The sequence below is a fragment of the Flagellimonas sp. genome (assembly GCF_965601775.1).
Classification (GTDB): Bacteria; Bacteroidota; Bacteroidia; order Flavobacteriales; family Flavobacteriaceae; genus Flagellimonas.
Genome location: NZ_OZ271837.1, coordinates 3,446,630 through 3,462,918 on the forward strand (window position 1 = coordinate 3,446,630; position 16,289 = coordinate 3,462,918).

At 40.2% G+C, this 16,289-nt stretch carries 14 protein-coding genes; 7 read left to right on the forward strand and 7 right to left on the reverse strand.

Annotated elements, in window-relative coordinates; translation table 11 throughout:
- Positions 1-2,373 (reverse strand): GAF domain-containing protein, encoded by a 2,373-nt coding sequence (locus ACSLUF_RS15855; RefSeq protein ID WP_435623635.1) that lies wholly within the window; start codon positions 2,371-2,373, stop codon positions 1-3.
- Positions 2,374-2,490: 117 nt separating this feature from the next.
- Here ACSLUF_RS15855 and ACSLUF_RS15860 point away from each other — a divergent pair, with 117 nt between their 5' ends.
- A complete protein-coding gene (locus tag ACSLUF_RS15860) occupies positions 2,491-3,387 on the forward strand; it encodes a metallophosphoesterase (RefSeq protein ID WP_435623636.1) in 897 nt (298 codons plus the stop codon).
- Here the strand turns inward: ACSLUF_RS15860 and ACSLUF_RS15865 are convergent.
- On the reverse strand, positions 3,384-4,643 hold the full coding sequence (locus ACSLUF_RS15865) for an aminotransferase class V-fold PLP-dependent enzyme (protein ID WP_435623637.1): 1,260 nt from the start codon (positions 4,641-4,643) through the stop codon (positions 3,384-3,386). The genes ACSLUF_RS15860 and ACSLUF_RS15865 overlap by 4 nt on opposite strands.
- Positions 4,644-4,707: 64 nt before the next feature.
- On the opposite strand from ACSLUF_RS15865, the gene ACSLUF_RS15870 reads away from it, so the two are divergent.
- From ACSLUF_RS15870 to ACSLUF_RS15880, 3 genes are all read left to right on the forward strand, one after another.
- The gene (locus ACSLUF_RS15870) at positions 4,708-5,883 is read left to right on the forward strand and encodes a helix-turn-helix domain-containing protein (protein ID WP_435623638.1); all 1,176 of its coding nucleotides are present in this window, start codon (positions 4,708-4,710) and stop codon (positions 5,881-5,883) included.
- A gap of 92 nt (positions 5,884-5,975) precedes the next feature.
- Complete coding sequence (locus ACSLUF_RS15875; RefSeq protein WP_435623639.1) at positions 5,976-7,118, forward strand: acyltransferase family protein; 1,143 nt, start codon at positions 5,976-5,978, stop codon at positions 7,116-7,118.
- A 74-nt stretch (positions 7,119-7,192) separates the two neighbouring features.
- Positions 7,193-7,834: a hypothetical protein gene (locus ACSLUF_RS15880; protein WP_435623640.1), complete on the forward strand. Its 642-nt coding sequence runs from the start codon at positions 7,193-7,195 to the stop codon at positions 7,832-7,834.
- 1 nt (position 7,835) lies between these two features.
- Here the strand turns inward: ACSLUF_RS15880 and ACSLUF_RS15885 are convergent, their stop codons facing one another.
- Both ACSLUF_RS15885 and ACSLUF_RS15890 read right to left on the reverse strand, forming a co-directional pair.
- Positions 7,836-10,004, reverse strand: a complete 2,169-nt coding sequence (locus ACSLUF_RS15885) for an acylase (protein WP_435625848.1) — start codon at positions 10,002-10,004, stop codon at positions 7,836-7,838.
- 73 nt (positions 10,005-10,077) lie between these two features.
- The gene (locus ACSLUF_RS15890) at positions 10,078-11,226 is read right to left on the reverse strand and encodes a TPM domain-containing protein (protein WP_435623641.1); all 1,149 of its coding nucleotides are present in this window, start codon (positions 11,224-11,226) and stop codon (positions 10,078-10,080) included.
- 17 nt (positions 11,227-11,243) lie between these two features.
- Between ACSLUF_RS15890 and ACSLUF_RS15895 the strand changes: the two genes are divergently transcribed.
- The 3 genes from ACSLUF_RS15895 (at position 11,244) to ACSLUF_RS15905 (ending at position 14,487) form a co-directional block, all read left to right on the forward strand.
- Entirely contained in the window at positions 11,244-12,980 is a 1,737-nt protein-coding gene (locus ACSLUF_RS15895) for an ABC transporter ATP-binding protein (protein ID WP_435623642.1), read from the forward strand.
- Positions 12,981-13,175: 195 nt separating this feature from the next.
- On the forward strand, positions 13,176-13,682 hold the full coding sequence (locus tag ACSLUF_RS15900) for a hypothetical protein (protein ID WP_435623643.1): 507 nt from the start codon (positions 13,176-13,178) through the stop codon (positions 13,680-13,682).
- Between the two features lie 256 nt (positions 13,683-13,938).
- Positions 13,939-14,487 carry a LytR/AlgR family response regulator transcription factor gene (locus ACSLUF_RS15905; protein ID WP_435623644.1) on the forward strand — a complete coding sequence of 183 codons (549 nt, stop codon included), beginning with the start codon at positions 13,939-13,941 and terminating at the stop codon, positions 14,485-14,487.
- 58 nt (positions 14,488-14,545) lie between these two features.
- Here ACSLUF_RS15905 and ACSLUF_RS15910 read toward each other — a convergent pair whose 3' ends face one another.
- The 3 genes from ACSLUF_RS15910 to ACSLUF_RS15920 all read right to left on the reverse strand — a co-directional run bounded on the left by ACSLUF_RS15910 (position 14,546) and on the right by ACSLUF_RS15920 (position 16,288).
- A complete protein-coding gene (locus tag ACSLUF_RS15910; RefSeq protein WP_435623645.1) occupies positions 14,546-14,878 on the reverse strand; it encodes a ferredoxin in 333 nt (110 codons plus the stop codon).
- A 47-nt stretch (positions 14,879-14,925) separates the two neighbouring features.
- Entirely contained in the window at positions 14,926-15,984 is a 1,059-nt protein-coding gene (locus ACSLUF_RS15915; RefSeq protein WP_435623646.1) for an NAD(P)/FAD-dependent oxidoreductase, read from the reverse strand.
- A gap of 64 nt (positions 15,985-16,048) precedes the next feature.
- The gene (locus ACSLUF_RS15920; protein ID WP_435623647.1) at positions 16,049-16,288 is read right to left on the reverse strand and encodes a NifU family protein; all 240 of its coding nucleotides are present in this window, start codon (positions 16,286-16,288) and stop codon (positions 16,049-16,051) included.
- Position 16,289: the final 1 nt, after the last annotated feature.

A 16,289-nucleotide genomic window follows, 5' to 3' on the forward strand; every position in this document is an offset into this window, starting at 1 on the left:
CTATATCTTCAACTCCTCCATCAAGTCTTTATAGGTATAGGTCCGTTCAGACTTTTTATCCTTGGTGTACAATATTTCAGCACGAATCGCCTTAAGTCCTGTTACCCCTTGAAGACCTTCAAGTTCAACTACTTCAATATTGTTGGTGAAATATCCTTTGGACTTTAAGAATGTGATATATCGCATATACTCCTTTTCATCCTTGCGTTGGGAATAGACAATGGCCAGTTTTCCTTTTTGGGTCAAACGCTCATTAGTCCCTTTGATGTAGGACTTGTCTATTCGCTTTTTGATGATTTCGTAGCGAGCATTATATGTGCCATCCACATCAAATCTTTTTTCATCCATTCTAAACCGGATAGCCAATGGCGTGCTATATACCAAAACTAAAGAAGCAACATCGAGTTTAACGGGTAATTCGGGCTTAAGTGCATAGTACTTATTTTCCATATCGCACATTACCTGAAGCTGCCACAATCTTAGATTGCTTAAGTACAGTTCATCAAAGATGCGATCATTGGCAATGGAACTGCCGATATACATGTTATGCTCAACCCCATCGGTTTTGTATCGTTCAAAATAATGTGGGAACATTTCTTGGGCCTCAATTTGTTTCTTATCCAACAAAGCTGCCAACTGCATATTCGCCTCCATTACACTTTCATCATAATTCCTACGATGATCGTAATAAGACTCCGTTGTCGGGTCAATCTGATTTTCATAACCTTCTATGAATACCGCCAACTTTTTGTCCAGTTTCTTCAAATGATTGAAAACTGGATTGACCTCCTCCTTGACAAAATCAAAAATAGCTTGTTCGGTATGGGTATACAGTGCTTCCTTTACCTCATTTAAATAGGTATCAACCCGAAACATCAATTCCTCGTAAATAGGAAGTTTGTACTTTTTCACGGCTTCATGGAGAACGCTATTAATCTCGGAAAGCTGAATCATTAAATCCCGCTGAATTGAAATGTTTCGTTGCTTAGAGGATTGTTTTATATCAACTTGCCCGTAAAGCGGATACACGTTTTTAAAAGCAATCTCTCTAAAAACAGGTTGATTTCCAATCAATTCGTCGGCCATAAACTTTTTGGCCTCTTCCTGAAATTTCCAATATACCGATGAATGTACCGTGGTACACTCATGTTGGATAATGGCATCCACCAAGTTCTCTTCCTCCTCAATAGAGCGCAACACCGCAGAAACAATAAACGGCATTACGTCGTCCAGCTTGTTGGCGTTCACACTATTCAATTCATTTACGGTATCGGATACCAGCTCGAGTACACCTAAAAGAGTTCCATTATCCGCTATTGGGGCTAGAATGGCACTACGGATACCCTGCTCATACAAACCTTTATAGGGTTGTTGCCCATTGGATTTCTTATAATAGCTCTCCACATTGGAAATCGTGAAATACGTGTTTTCGTCCAACAACTTGCCATAAGAACCCTCGCAAAGCATATCGGTGCAAACCCCCATTTCCTTTCCATTCAATAGATAGCTCTCTATTCCTTTTCCATATATTTTAAGGAATCGATTGGTCCCTGAATCATATCCTGCGAAACCTACTCGTATGCCATGCAGGTTGAAGAGTGATCTAAAAGTATCCTGAAAACTATCCATAAAGTTTTCATTGCTTCTTTTATTGCTCCCTATAAGCGTAGACTTAATCTCAGAAATAGAGTGTTCCGCGGTAACATCAAACATATTTGCTATCACAAACCCTTTTGACACGAAACTATTTGGCGGGATCTTTTCCTTCCAAAGCTCAATATTGTCAAAGTTCTCAAGAAGTTCATCTACATCCTCCTTCGTCAACTCCTTTGATGCCTCCGTAGGGTGAATTTCCATGAAATCGGCATTGTACAACACACGATAGTGTCGCATTAGCCCATTCTTATCCGGAATATCATAAAACAAGGGACGCTTAAAATCCATTTTGTACCCGTAATGGAAATTAAGTACGATGATACATTTTAAGATATAGTTGATATCCTTGGGAAGATTTCGTATTTCCAACTCATAATCTTCACCGGCATCCTTCAAAATATTTTTAAATCTTACCGATGAATTGAAAACAAAATTCTCGAAAGGGGAAGAAATGGTTTTAATTTCATTTAGTCCCAGTACTGGAGAACAGGTGTCCGCCAAAATAATACGGATTACCTCTTCATGTTTGGTCAAAAGACTCAAATCACTAAAACCTTCGCGTAATTCGGGATAAGGTGCTTGTGCATCCAACACGAACTTGGCCCGGTCCACTAAATGTTTGTCCTCGCTTTTAAGTTGTTCTTCGTAGAATTCCAACAGCTTGTTGAAACTAACCAACTGAAGCATGGGACTTTCCATATTGTAGTCTTGGTGCATACAGTATTAAGTCGTTGTTTAGCCGGTAAAGTTACAAAATCCAGAAATGCAGAGGTGTTAACGGAATCTTTATGGGTTTAAAAGCATTTTTTTGGGATATTTAGGAAAAATTAGGCGATGTCCTCCTTTAATCGACTCGATAAGGCTTATAAAAAGGCTAAAACCATACCTTTTGATGATAATTCCAAGTTCATCATTTTCAGTGATTGTCATAGGGGGGACAACAGTTTTGCCGATGATTTTGCCAACAATCGCAACATTTACTTTCATGCCTTGAGTCATTACTATCGTGAAGGTTTCCAGTATTGTGAGTTGGGTGATGGCGATGAACTATGGGAGAATATAAGCTTTGAATCCATCTTTGAGGCTCATAAAAATGTATTTCAGCTGCTGAGAAAATTCCATTTGGAGAAAAGACTGCACATGGTTTGGGGAAATCACGATATGGTCTATCGGAATCCCAACTATGTTGAAAAACATCTCACACACTATTTTGAACCTATTGATGGGTCGGACAAGTCTTTGTTTGAAGGGATACAATACCACGAAGCCCTTGTTCTAAAGCACAAAGAATCCAAGCAAGAGCTGTTTTGCATGCATGGACATCAAGCAGATTGGTGGAATTACGTTTGTTGGCGCATAGGTCGATTTTTGGTGCGAATCCTTTGGAAGCCGCTTCAAGTTGTAGGAATCGCCGACCCTACCAGCCCTGCCAAAAACTACAAGGAACTCATTCGGATAGAAAAACGAATCAAACGTTGGATTTTAAAAAATGATTTGCGCATTACCATCGCTGGGCATACGCACAGACCCCGATTCCCAGAACCCGGTCAAATCCCTTTTTTTAATGATGGTAGTTGCGTGCATCCAAGAAGTATCACTGGAATTGAGATTGAAAAAGGGCAAATCTCCCTCATAAAATGGCAAATCGCCACCAAAACCGATGGCACGCTTCAAATTGTAAGATTACTTCTGGAAGGACCTGAAAAACTGGTGGATTATATTTCTGACTAACCTCTTTTTGCCAGTGTTTTGATGGCATCTACAAAATGGTCAAGTTCTTCCGTTGTGGTATATACATTTGGAGTAATTCTGCAGCCTTTCACATTCGCATAATCTATGGCTACCGTCCATATATTAAATTCTTTCAATAAGGTTTTTGCCAAATCATGAGGTGTCATGGTTTTTACCCCCACATTGGCTATTCCACAACTTCGGAAGGGTTCCTGAGGTGTATTGACAACCACATTTTCAACATCCCGTAACGAGTCAGACCAATAACGTTGGATAAATCGCATTCTGTTTTCCTTACGTTCCATACCAATCATTTCCAAATAGTCAATGGAATCGTTTATGGTCAAATCCGTATGTACGGGGTGTGTCCCTGTATGGTTTAAATGCCTAATCTTGGTTTTGTCATCTTCGTGTTCAGCAAACAAGGGCCAAATTTTTGGAATATGCTTTTCCTTCACATACAAAAGACCTGCACCCAAAGGGACACTTAACCATTTATGAAGGCTAGATCCATAATAATCACAATCGAGCTCGGCAATATCTACCTCAATGTGTCCTACGGCATGAGCTCCGTCTACCATGACGTCAACTCCATAGGAATGGGCCATGTCACATATTTTCCGAATGGGGAGAATTTGTCCTGTAATGTTAACCATATGGCAAACCATCAAGAGTTTGGTCTTAGGGGTTATTTGTGATTCGTAGAGTTCAACAATTTCTTCATCTGATTTGGGATGATTGGGCACAGAAACTTCTTTGCATACAATTCCGTACCTCTCTCTTTGTTGGTGAAAATGGATACGCATGGCACCATAGTCTTGGGCGGCAAAAATAGCTTCGTCTCCCTTTTTCCATGGAAAACCCCCAATAATCATATCCAGTGATTCGGTGGTATTCCGAGTTACAATCATTTCTTTTTCAGAACAATTGACCAATTTTGCCAAACGTGCCGCAACTGCATTCTTATTATCCCATTGGACGGTGCGCATATAATAGGATGCTTCGTAGTTCACCTTGCGAACATGCTCCAGGTATTTGTTCAAAATGGGAGTAGGGACAAAGTTGTAATACCCGTTCTCTAGATTTATGTAGTCTGGCTTTAAATCATAGTCCATCCGGATTCGCTTCCAGAATGCTTCATCGTCCTCAGGATATGGTAGGTTTTGATCTTGAGGGAAGACTTCCATTGGCATTGCAAAAAATGGGCTGGCCAAGGCCGTTTGTCCCAATCTTTTTAAAAACAGTCGCTTTTCCATATTGGTTGGTTTTCGAGAAATTGGTACTTTCCACTAGGCTTAAGTTACAATAAATAAACCCTTCTTGGAAACCCTACAACAACTTATAGACCGTATACCTGTTCGTCATAATTTGGCTTCCCATATCATGCTCTTGGGCATTATGCAGGGGTTCTTTTTATGCCTAATGGTTTTCTTAAGGGCCAGAAAGAATAGAATACTGATTTTTTTGGCGCTTTCGGTGCTTTTTCAATCCCTGGTTACCTTGGATATTTATTTATGCTACACGGGCTTAATGAAATATACCTTGTCTTTCAATGATTCCACCGAGCCCTTTGTTCTCTGTATTGCCCCTACGTTTTACTTTTTTTTATTTTGCTTGTTGCAGCGTGAGAAAGTTAATTTAAAGAAACATTGGTGGCATCTTGTCTTACCTGTGGGCTATGCGCTGTTGGTTACCCCCTATTTTGTGGCTCCACTCTCCGTAAAGTTCAACGCTTATTTGGGGGCTTATCCCTTGGAACTTCCTTTTGCCAAGGTGCCTGATTCGTTCCGTTATTCCTACTCCTGGATAAAAGGTCCTTTTGACTGGCTTGTGCTTACAAGCTTCCTTGGTTATGGACTACTGTCTTTTAAACTGGTCTGGAGCGAATGGAGACGTAAAAAAATTGTCCCCAATCATGTAAAAACGGGCAAATATTTATTTAGTAGGAATTCGGTTGTCATATTATTCCTTGTTTTCGTTTTCGTGTTCTTTGTTTTCTATCGATTCGACAATGATAGCGGTGACCATTATATCGGCATGGTGCAAACCTTTATCACTTTCTCAATAACATATATTATTCTTGGGGAGTCACGCTTTTTTGAAAAATCTTGGATTGCCGATAAATACGAAACACTTACTTCTTCAGGTCTACAGTTTGAGGCGATTGATTCACTAGTGAATGAAAAAAGGTATTTCGAATCACCTACTGCATCGCTAAAAGATCTAGCAAATCAATTACAAACCAGTACAAATCAGTTGTCAAAAACAATTAATTTACATACTGGCAGTAACTTTAATGACTATATCAATCAAAAAAGGGTGAGCGAAGCAAAAACCCGCCTTTTAAATGTGAATTTTGCCCATCTCACTGTGGAAGCCATAGGAAATTCTGTTGGATTTAATTCAAAATCAGCATTTTATGCGGCTTTTAAAAAATATACCAATACCTCGCCTTCCGCTTTTTTAAAGGAAAATAAAGATTTGACCTCCTCTTAGTTTTTCCCGAATTATAATTCTGAACACATCCCCTATCCAAAAATTTACATCGATGGATTCTAGTTTACACCTTTGGCACAAAACAATTCATCATGGAAAATTCTATTCGTCGTTATGACTTGGACTGGTTGAGGGTTATCGTTTTCGGTTTGCTCATTTTTTATCATGTGGGCATGTTCTTCGTTCCTTGGGGCTGGCATTTAAAGAACAACTTCATTTACGAATGGTTGCGATGGCCCATGCTTTTTCTAAACCAGTGGCGTTTGCCTATTCTATTTGTAATTTCTGGTATGGGAACGTATTACGCCTTGGGGAAACGTTCAATAGGAAAGTTCATTCTTGAGCGATACCTCCGACTAGGTATACCGTTGGCAGTGGGCATGTTGCTCATAGTACCTCCTCAAGTATACTTTGAAAGATTGGCCCATGGACAATTTTCAGGCTCTTATCTGGACTATTTCACAAGCGTTGCATTCCATGGAGTATATCCTGCAGGGAACATCAGCTGGCATCATCTCTGGTTTCTTCCCTACTTGTTTCTGTTCTCGCTCCTACTGGCCCCGCTTTTGGTTTACTTAAGAAAAAACGAAACAAGGTTCATTCAAGGCATGAGGTCCTTCCTTGCCAAGAAATGGGGTTTGTATATATTCATAGTCCCCCTCTATTTCATAGAAGTTTTTATGGAGCCCTTTTTCCCAGTTAACCATGCTCTAATTGGCGATTGGTTCACCATTACATTTTACATTGTCCTATTTTTTACTGGTTTCGTTCTCATCGCATCAGGAAATAGTTTTTGGCAGAATCTGGAGAAAATCAAAACCAAGGCCCTGTTTACGGGCATGATAGCCTTTTCTCTATTACTAAGCATATGGCTACTGTTAGAAGATTCGACCTTGGTCCATTTTACAGAAGGTTTTATTAAGGTGGTCAACTTATGGTCTTGGATTCTGGTTCTTTTTGCCTATGCCGCAAATTTTCTTAACAAACCCAGCAATGGATTAAGCTATGCCAATAGGGCTGTATATCCCTTTTATATATTGCATCAGACCATAACCGTAATGCTTGCATACTACATTATGGATTTAAGTTGGGGGTTTTTGCCCAAGGCGACCATTCTTACCCTCGGCACATTTGGTATTAGTTGGGTTATTTATCACTTGGTTATTCTGCCTATTCCGGTATTACATCCACTATTTGGATTAAAACGGGTAAGCAAGAAAAGTGCTGCTATTTAACGATTTAACGTCGTTTTATTAACTCCATGGCAAGGTATTTGTTAACTTTATCAATGGTTAACGACCAAAATGCTATGAAAAAGTCCGCAATCTTACTGTTTTTCTTTATGCTTGGACTCATTGCTGTACAAGCCCAAGGTGATATCCCGACTACCCGTCCCTTGAAAATTGGAGAGCGCAATAATTTGGATATTAAAAGCAGCAATCAGGGTACTTCGCTTCGTATGCCTTCTGTAATTGATAACAATTTGACTTCTAAAAATGAGAAGCCTGGAATCAAAATGTTGCCAGATAAGCAACTATTGCAGGCTGGGCATGATTTAGTGATTGACCCCAAGGTGGGTGAAAAAGAAAAGAAAGGTTCCAAAAAACACTACGGGGATCAATATTTGGGGGACGTCAAAACAAATGCAAAATTTATAGGCATCGTTTGTAGAGACCATGAATATGTAGACGGAGACAGGGTGAAAATTTATTTAAATGGCGAAGTGATTGAACCCAACATACTTCTTTCCGGAAGCTTTAAAGGGGTGAATATTGACTTGGCAAAAGGTTTCAATAGAATAGACTTTGAAGCTCTTAATCAAGGGAGCTCTGGTCCTAACACGGCCCAGGTGGTGGTTGCTGACGAAAAGGGTGAGGTAATCCATAACAACAAATGGAACCTTTCCACAGGCTCCAAAGCCAGCTTAATTGTGGTAAAAGAGGAGGAATAAGTTACTTTTCTCCAGGGTGATACGTCCTTTTCGCCCGTTTCAATACTTCTTCCCTATAATAGGCGGCATCTTTCCATTCTTGGTTGGCATACATTTCTATTTGGTCATCAAAATGAGGTGAATCTGGGTCTCCACTTTGCCCTCCTGCTAAAATGGTTTTTGCCTTGACTTTATCTCCAAATTCAACCACCGCTACAAAACTGTTGCCCCGCGTACCGTATATCCTTTTGGTATTGTTATCGTATCGAGCACCGTAGGCGGCCAATGCGCCCCATCTACCGCTTGCGAAACTTATCGGAATACTGGGTTTGGCATCGTCAAAAGCTTGACGGATATCGCCATTCAATCGTTGATATCGATTAACTTCGCCCCAAGGGATTTCCCAAGTGCTAAAGTCTTCTTTCAATTTTAATAGACTCGCTGTGAACAATTGCAATTTTTCGGAATCCGGTGAATCACTACCCCAATAATCCACCAACTGCATAGCGTACAGTCCTTCGGGTCTTTCAGCCATTTGATAGCATAACGTTCCATAGGTATGCGCCAGAGTCATCGCAATAGACTCTTCGGAAGTATTAAAATCCCAACTCCTTAACATCTCTATTGGCCCCTTTAATTCCATATTTGGATTTGCATCATATGCCCTTATCAATCCCGGAATTAAAGCCTGAAAAGCGGGTAGGTAGGGGTCGTGCGCTAAAGCAATCAAGCTGTCCAAAGTATATCCACTTTTATCCGTCAACAACTCAATCGCATGAACTCCCCTATAATTCTCCTGATCTCTCGACATGTATTTTGGGTAATCTCCGCGCTTTGGACTATTGTCCAATGCGGAAGTATAGGGAGTAGAATTACAATTCTGAATCCACCCATTATCCGGATTTAAGACCAAAATGTTTTCGTCAACCGTATGCAGTCCCTTCCAATCGGTAGCTGGATTGCTTCCATCTACGGGTTGGATAAAATCAAAGATGGTATCTCTTTTGGGAATAAAATTGCCATGGAAGTACGCAATGTTACCTTCAGCATCGGCATAAACCGTATTGTTCGAAGAATTGGTCCTAATATCCATCATTTTACGAAAACCATCGTATCCATCTTGTTTGGTTCGAATGTAAGATTGTTCCAAAGCCTTAACAGGTTCCCACATCATGGATGAAGCGGTCCATCGGCCATCCACCTTATGGGTAATAGGGCCATGATGGGTATGATACATCGGGAAAGTTTTCTCTTTAAGCTCCTCCCCATCTTTATATTTTAGAGTGACCTCACTGGACTCCACCGTTCTCAATTCTTCTCCATACTGATACAGTAATGTTCGATCCTGTTTTACAATGTTCTCCTTGAATTCATCCATGACATCCGTATAGGTAGAAGTATGCATCCAACCCGTCTTTTCATTAAATCCTTGGTAAACAAAGAATTGTCCCCAAGTAACTGCTCCATAGGCATTCAAACCTTCTTCACTGACCACATGCACTTCGCCTCTAAAAAAGAAGGAAGTATGTGGATTAATCAGCAACATGGCATTCCCCGACTGCGTCAAATCCCCTGAAATAGCAATCCCATTAGAGCCTTGAGGTTCCGCCATTTCTTTTCCCTTTTGCATCATCAAGTTTTCCATTTCAGGTATTTCCATATCGCTTTCATAGAACGCTTGAATTTTTCTAGTAGAAATTCGCTCAATATCCCCTCCTATACTTCCTTCGCTGAAATAAAAGGGCATCCAAGGTTCAAAGCGAGTTAAAAGTTTTGGCTGCACTTCAGGATGGGTATGCAGATAATAATTGATTCCATCGGCAAAGGCATCACATAACTCCTTTAACCAATCTGGACTTTTTTCATAGTTCTCCATCGCCTCTTCCTTGGTCATAAAAAGTCGAGCCCGTAAATCGCTATAGATAGCTTCTTCTCCTTCAACCTCAGCCAAGCGACCTATGGCCCAAATATAATTTTGTTCCACGCGATTAAAGTCATCCTCGCATTGGGCGTATAATAAACCGAAGACAGCATCAGCATCCGTTTTTCCATAAATATGAGGTACGCCAAAGTCATCCCTAATTATCGTAATATTTTCCGCCTGTGCTTCCCATTTTTCGACCTCGGTAGGTTCAGCTTTCTGTGCACATGAAGACAAAATCAATAAAATAATTAAGGCAATAGCTCTCATTTGGATGTATTTATGGATTGCCAGTGAAGATAAAAAGAAAACAAATGTCAATCCTGAATTAAAATAGTAAAGACTACCAACTTCCGCTGGCTCCACCCCCTCCGGAACTTCCTCCTCCTCCTGAAAAACTGCTGGAACTGCCTCCTCCAGAACTGGAACCAAAAGAATGTGTGCCTCCGGATGAAAAGATCTTGGACATGTATTTACTATCACTTTTAAAAAATGAAAGTTTAAAATCTTCCTTGCCTTTAATTCGAATTTTAAGCACCGCCAAAAACATGGCAAGCAATAAAATCCCGGCTAAAACATAGAAAACCCAATTTAGGTTATCCAATAGATATTCATATTTCGTTATATCAATTTCCCAAATGAGGACCACAAAGACTAGCGGCATTACCACAAAAACCAAAGAGAACATAAGGGGGAGAAAACTGAACAAGGCCATAAAAGTACCCGGCACAATACCCAGCTTACCAATAAACATACCTCGGAACACCTCAATCATATTGCTATAGGTTTTAAAGGAAATAAAACCTCCTGCCGCGACAAAAATGGATAGAAAAAACATCATGAAAATCTTGATGCCCAGACCCATATCGGATTCTTCGTCTATTTCTTTCTTGAATTCCTCCAAAGCTTCTGGATTACTCAAAAACTCAATAATCTGGTCGGTTGCCAAGTCCAACCCCAAATGATAATTTTCGTTTTTAAACTCGGGAATCATAGTGTTTCGAATAATCCTTGATGCCACTGCGTCAGTGATATAAGGTTCCAAACCATAACCTACCTCAATTCGAACCTCCCGGTCATCCCTAGCAAAAAGAATTAATAGGCCATTATCTTTCTCTTCTTGTCCCAATCGGTTTTGATTGAAAGTTCCATAGGCATATTGTTCAATGGTCTCTCCGCCCAGTGCCGGAATGGTGAGGACTACCACTTGATTTGTAGTTTGGGATTCAAACTGACTGAGCTTTGCTCGCATGGCCAATAATTGCTCATTGGTAAGGATATTGGCACTATCTGTGACTATCTCCGTAAGCCTTGGATAGTTTTCTTGGGATAACCCAATGGACACAAAGAGAACATGAAAAAGTAATATCAGTTTTTTAGCCATGGTTCTGCCGTACATTCCCAAAGATAACATATGTACGTCTGGATTAGCATTTCGATTAATGAAGTGCCCTTTTGGTTTTACCAGCCTAAAATTTGAGCTAACTTGCATATTCTTTTCAAAAACCTATGGCAGAAAAAAAAGTTAGCATTCTAAAAGCCTTCAAAACGATTATCTGGCCTAGAAGGAATTTGGTGTTCATTGGTTTGCTTCTTATTGCAATAAGCAAGGCAGCTAGTTTTGTTGCGCCAATCGCATCTAAATATCTCATTGATGATGTTATTGTAAAAAAGGACTTTACCATGCTCAAGTATCTGGTAGCCGGGGTAATGTTGGCCATTTTGGTACAGGCGATAACTTCGTTTCTACTCACCCGAATCGTAAGTGTACAAGCTCAATATTTAATATCCGAGTTGCGGGCACAGGTTCAAAAAAAGGTGTTGGCGTTACCCATCAGTTTTTTTGATAACACCAAATCCGGTGCATTAGTTTCTCGAATTATGTCTGATGTGGAAGGAGTACGAAACCTGATTGGAACTGGATTGGTGCAGCTCGTAGGTGGTACCATAACAGCCGTGGTATCCCTGATTTTATTACTGGATATTAGCGTACCCATGACATTGATAACTTTTATTCCGTTAATTATATTCTCTGTCATTGCCCTTAAGGCTTTCAAAATCATTCGCCCGATTTTTCGGAACAGAGGTAAAATCAATGCCGAAGTAAAAGGAAGACTTACCGAGACTTTAGGTGGAATACGCGTGATAAAAGGGTTTAATGCCGAAAAACAGGAGGAAGAAGTTTTTGAAGTCGGGGTGGACCGTCTGTATCAAAATGTCAAAAAAAGTCTAACGACGACAGCATTTATGTCGAGTTCCTCTACTTTTTTATTGGGTGTTGCCACAACCAGTGTTATGGGTTTTGGGGGATACCAAATCATTCAAGGTAGTCTAACTGTTGGGGAATTTGTTCAGTTTACCATTTTATTGGGACTTATGATTGCTCCCATCGTTCAAATGAGCAATATAGGAAGTCAAATGACGGAGGCACTGGCAGGATTGGACCGAACAGAGGAATTAATGAACACTCCAGAAGAGGCTGAAGAAGGTGAGCGCACCATTCAGTTGGATTCCATTTATGGTGACATGAATTTTATCAACGTTTCTTTTTCCTATGAAGAAGAAAAAGAAGTGTTGCACAACATCAGTTTTAAGGTAAAATCAGGGCAGGTTGTAGCCTTGGTGGGTAGTTCTGGTTCAGGGAAATCGACAATAGCTGGTTTGGCTGCCAGTTTTTTGAAACCAAATTCTGGGACCATTACCATTGACGGCAAAGATTTATCCCAAGTAGACCTAAACAGTTTTCGACAGTACCTGGGTGTAGTCCTGCAAGATGATTTTTTGTTTGAAGGTACGATTCGGGAAAATATTCTCTTTCCCCGACCCAATGCTTCTGAAGAACAACTACAACAAGCTGTAAAAGCAGCATACGTAGATGAATTTACCAATCGATTTGACGAAGGATTGGATACCTTGATAGGAGAACGCGGGGTAAAACTTTCTGGTGGTCAGCGGCAACGTATTGCCATCGCCCGGGCAGTTTTGGCAGACCCTAGAATTTTGATTTTGGATGAGGCTACCTCCAGTTTGGACACGGAATCGGAAGCGCTGATTCAAAAAAGTTTGGCCGAATTGACCCAAGGTAGGACCACTTTTGTGATTGCTCACCGCCTAAGTACCATTCGCAAAGCCGACCAAATTTTAGTGATAGAAAATGGGCAGATTGCAGAACAGGGTACACACGATGAACTTATTGCCTCAGAGGGGAGGTACTACAATCTATTTACCTATCAAGCTAGGATATAACTCAAAAAAGCCCAAATCCATCAGGAGGCAAATTAGGTTACAATACATTCCGAAGACAAAGGATCAAGGTATTTAAATTCGAAATGTAGTTTTCATGCCCCTAGATAACATCTTTATGACAATTCAGGGGATTTCACCACTATAAATGCTGTAAATCACGAACTTTTCTGCTGTAATCCAAGGCACAGAGAAATCATGAACAGAAAATTATTTATTAAAAAAAGCCTCATTTTAGGCGGTGTTTCCCTGGCGGCACCTACAACAATGCTGGGCCAAAAAGATAATCAAGAAAAGGTGTTTGAAGCGGAGTTGATACGTGAATTCGTGTTTGCGGCCCATAAGAGTTTGGACGAAACCAAGAAAATCATTGAAAAATTTCCCCTTCTCTTAAATTGCACCAACCAAGGAAAGAAAGGTGATTTTGAGACAGCTGTGGGAGGTGCTTCACATATGGGCCGAAGGGATATAGCCGATCTTTTGGTAGCCAAGGGAGCCCGTCTTGATATTTTTAACTATGCCTTTTTAGGATATGATGATTTTGTCAAAAAACTGGTTTCAGATTACTCACAGCTTTTAAAAGCTCCCGGGCCACATGGTTTTACCTTGTTACACCATGCCGAAGTGGGAAACAGAAATGCATTGGCAGATTGGCTAAGAGCCCAAGGTCTAAACGAAACTTTCTTTAAAGATTCATTTGGATAACTATTGGGCTATCTATACACGCAAGGGCTTTTGGTATATTTGAAGATTGAATTAATTCTGGTATAATATGCCAATAATTTCCAATAACAGGCGGTTTTATTTTTTTTCAATGTTATTATTGGTGGTATTTTTTTTGATATCACTTATCCAAAATTATATTAGATATAACCATCATAGTACGTATAGTATTTGGACTACTATTACCTATCTATCCGTACTCCTACTTCTTTTTTTTCCAGTGTTGATTTCCTGTGTCATGCTACTTCAGCATGCTAAAGCAAGGTATTTTAGATGGTATTGGTTGTTGAGCATAGGATTGGCCCTGTTGGCTTTAGGGGTGTTTTTTGCAGTATCCAATGCAGTATTACATAGTTTTGGGTTTTTTGATGCCTATTGGGATCTTACCTTTGCCAGATATTACTTTGGAAGAGAGGCCCTGTACCATTTAATATTAATTGTAGCTGCTGCCTTTTATGTTTATCACCGACCGAACAATACACAAAAACTACAGGTGTTTAAAGGGAGAAAAAAGTTGACCCTTGGCATTGATTTGGTACATTGGATAGAGGCTGAGGGGCACTATCTCAATTTTTATACGGACTCTGAATGTTATATGAAACGTGAGCGTCTTGGTGTAATGGCCAAACAATTATCTCCTGAATTCATTAGAATTCACAGAAAATTTCTAGTAAACAGAAATCAAATTGTTTCCAAGGAAAAAGAAAAACGGGATGAATATGTGGTACTTAATTCGGGAAAACGACTAAAAATAGGTCCCTCATTTAAAGAGAAGGTCACATTTTAATAGGTCTTCATATTGCTATTACATGGGTCATTGAGTAACCGAAGAACTGGGTAAGGATTTAAAGTTCTTCAGGGGCCAATTCCACTTCCAATCCTTCCAACTCCGGAGTAATATGAATTTGACAGCCCAATCTGGAATTTTCCTCGACGTTAAAAGCTTCGGACAACATAGCCTCTTCATCATCTGATTTTTCAGGTAAATTGTGGTCCGAATTCACATAGCATTGGCAGGAAGCGCACATGGCCATTCCTCCGCAGATACCAATGGTCCCTTCTGGAGCCAGTTCATAGGAACGAACCACTTCCATCAAGTTCATGTTCATATCCGTAGGCGCATCTACCTCGTGTAGTATACCTTCTCTATCGGTAATTTTAAGTTTAATGTCACTCATTGGTTTTTTTTGACGCCTTAAAAGTCTTCAAGAAACAAAATTCCTTACTATTCAATCGCTTTGACCACTGCTTTTGGAGCTTCTTTTTTACTTCCATCAAATCCTGTAACTCCTCCCACCGTAGTATATTTCATAACATACTTTTTATCTGGAAATATGCGCTGATATGCACTTTGACACATCAAGGTAGCTTCATGAAAACCACATAAAATCAGCTTTAGCTTTCCCGGATAGGTATTGACATCACCTATGGCATAAATTCCAGGAATGTTCGTTTGGTAGTCCAAGGTGTTATCCACCTTAATGGCATTTTTTTCAATTTCAAGACCCCAATCGGCTATAGGTCCCAATTTTGGAGAAAGACCAAACAATGGAATAAAGTCGTCTACAACCAAATCGATTTTTTCTCCCGTATCGGTTTTTTCAATACGGACTTTCTCCAACTTATCCTTTCCTTCCAATCCTCTAACCTCAGCAGGGGTAATCAGATTTATTTTTCCTTGGTTTTTGAGTTGTTGTACCTTCTCCACCGAATCCAAAGCGCCCCGGAACTCGTTTCGGCGATGTACTAAGGTTACTTCTGAAGCCACATCCGCTAGAAAAATCGACCAGTCCAATGCAGAGTCCCCACCTCCAGCAATCAGTACTTTTCTGTTCCTGAAAGCCTCGGGTTCCTTAATCATGTACACAATCCCGTTGTCTTCAAAGTCTGAGAGATTGGGCAGTTGTGGTTTTCTTGGTTCAAAACTTCCCAAACCTCCAGCTATAGCAACAATGGGTGCTTTATGCTGGGTGCCCTTGTTTGTAGTAACCACAAATGAACCGTCTTCTTGTTTTTCAATGGTTTCGGCCCGTTCTCCTAATGTAAATCCCGGTTGAAACGGCTTAATCTGCTCCAAAAGGTTATCCACTAAGTCCCCTGCCAATACTTCAGGAAAGCCTGGAATGTCATAGATGGGCTTCTTGGGATATAATTCGGAACACTGTCCGCCAGGTTGGGGTAGGGCATCAATGATATGGCACTTCAATTGCAGCAAGCCAGCCTCAAAAACAGCGAAAAGACCCGTAGGTCCTGCTCCAATAATCAAAATATCGGTTGTAATCATGAAAAGTCTTTTGGAAAGTGCAACTTACGTTTTGCCCAATGAAGTACTTATGATATCGGTCATACTAACTTAGATTGACCACTTCCTCAATCTGTGGGGCGTACTTCTTAATGGTCATTTCCACACCACTTTTTAGGGTCATTTGGTTAACGCTGCATCCAATGCAATTCCCTTCCAACTTAACCTTTACTGAACTATCATTATCTATGGAAATCAACGAAATATCACCTCCATCGCTTTGAAGAAAGGGTCTTATCTCATCCAAAGCTTTTTCCACGTTGCTACGCAATTCTTCTGATGTCATA

Bases quoted from the DNA above. Each gene is read 5' to 3' on its own strand.
- ACSLUF_RS15855 (WP_435623635.1), bottom strand. From the start codon at position 2,373: ATGCACCAAGACTACAATATGGAAAGTCCCATGCTTCAGTTGGTTAGT.
- ACSLUF_RS15860 (WP_435623636.1), top strand. From the start codon at position 2,491: ATGTCCTCCTTTAATCGACTCGATAAGGCTTATAAAAAGGCTAAAACC.
- ACSLUF_RS15865 (WP_435623637.1), bottom strand. From the start codon at position 4,643: ATGGAAAAGCGACTGTTTTTAAAAAGATTGGGACAAACGGCCTTGGCC.
- ACSLUF_RS15875 (WP_435623639.1), top strand. From the start codon at position 5,976: ATGGAAAATTCTATTCGTCGTTATGACTTGGACTGGTTGAGGGTTATC.
- ACSLUF_RS15880 (WP_435623640.1), top strand. From the start codon at position 7,193: ATGAAAAAGTCCGCAATCTTACTGTTTTTCTTTATGCTTGGACTCATT.
- ACSLUF_RS15885 (WP_435625848.1), bottom strand. From the start codon at position 10,004: ATGAGAGCTATTGCCTTAATTATTTTATTGATTTTGTCTTCATGTGCA.
- ACSLUF_RS15890 (WP_435623641.1), bottom strand. From the start codon at position 11,226: ATGCAAGTTAGCTCAAATTTTAGGCTGGTAAAACCAAAAGGGCACTTC.
- ACSLUF_RS15895 (WP_435623642.1), top strand. From the start codon at position 11,244: ATGGCAGAAAAAAAAGTTAGCATTCTAAAAGCCTTCAAAACGATTATC.
- ACSLUF_RS15900 (WP_435623643.1), top strand. From the start codon at position 13,176: ATGAACAGAAAATTATTTATTAAAAAAAGCCTCATTTTAGGCGGTGTT.
- ACSLUF_RS15905 (WP_435623644.1), top strand. From the start codon at position 13,939: ATGCTACTTCAGCATGCTAAAGCAAGGTATTTTAGATGGTATTGGTTG.
- ACSLUF_RS15910 (WP_435623645.1), bottom strand. From the start codon at position 14,878: ATGAGTGACATTAAACTTAAAATTACCGATAGAGAAGGTATACTACAC.
- ACSLUF_RS15915 (WP_435623646.1), bottom strand. From the start codon at position 15,984: ATGATTACAACCGATATTTTGATTATTGGAGCAGGACCTACGGGTCTT.
- ACSLUF_RS15920 (WP_435623647.1), bottom strand. From the start codon at position 16,288: ATGACATCAGAAGAATTGCGTAGCAACGTGGAAAAAGCTTTGGATGAG.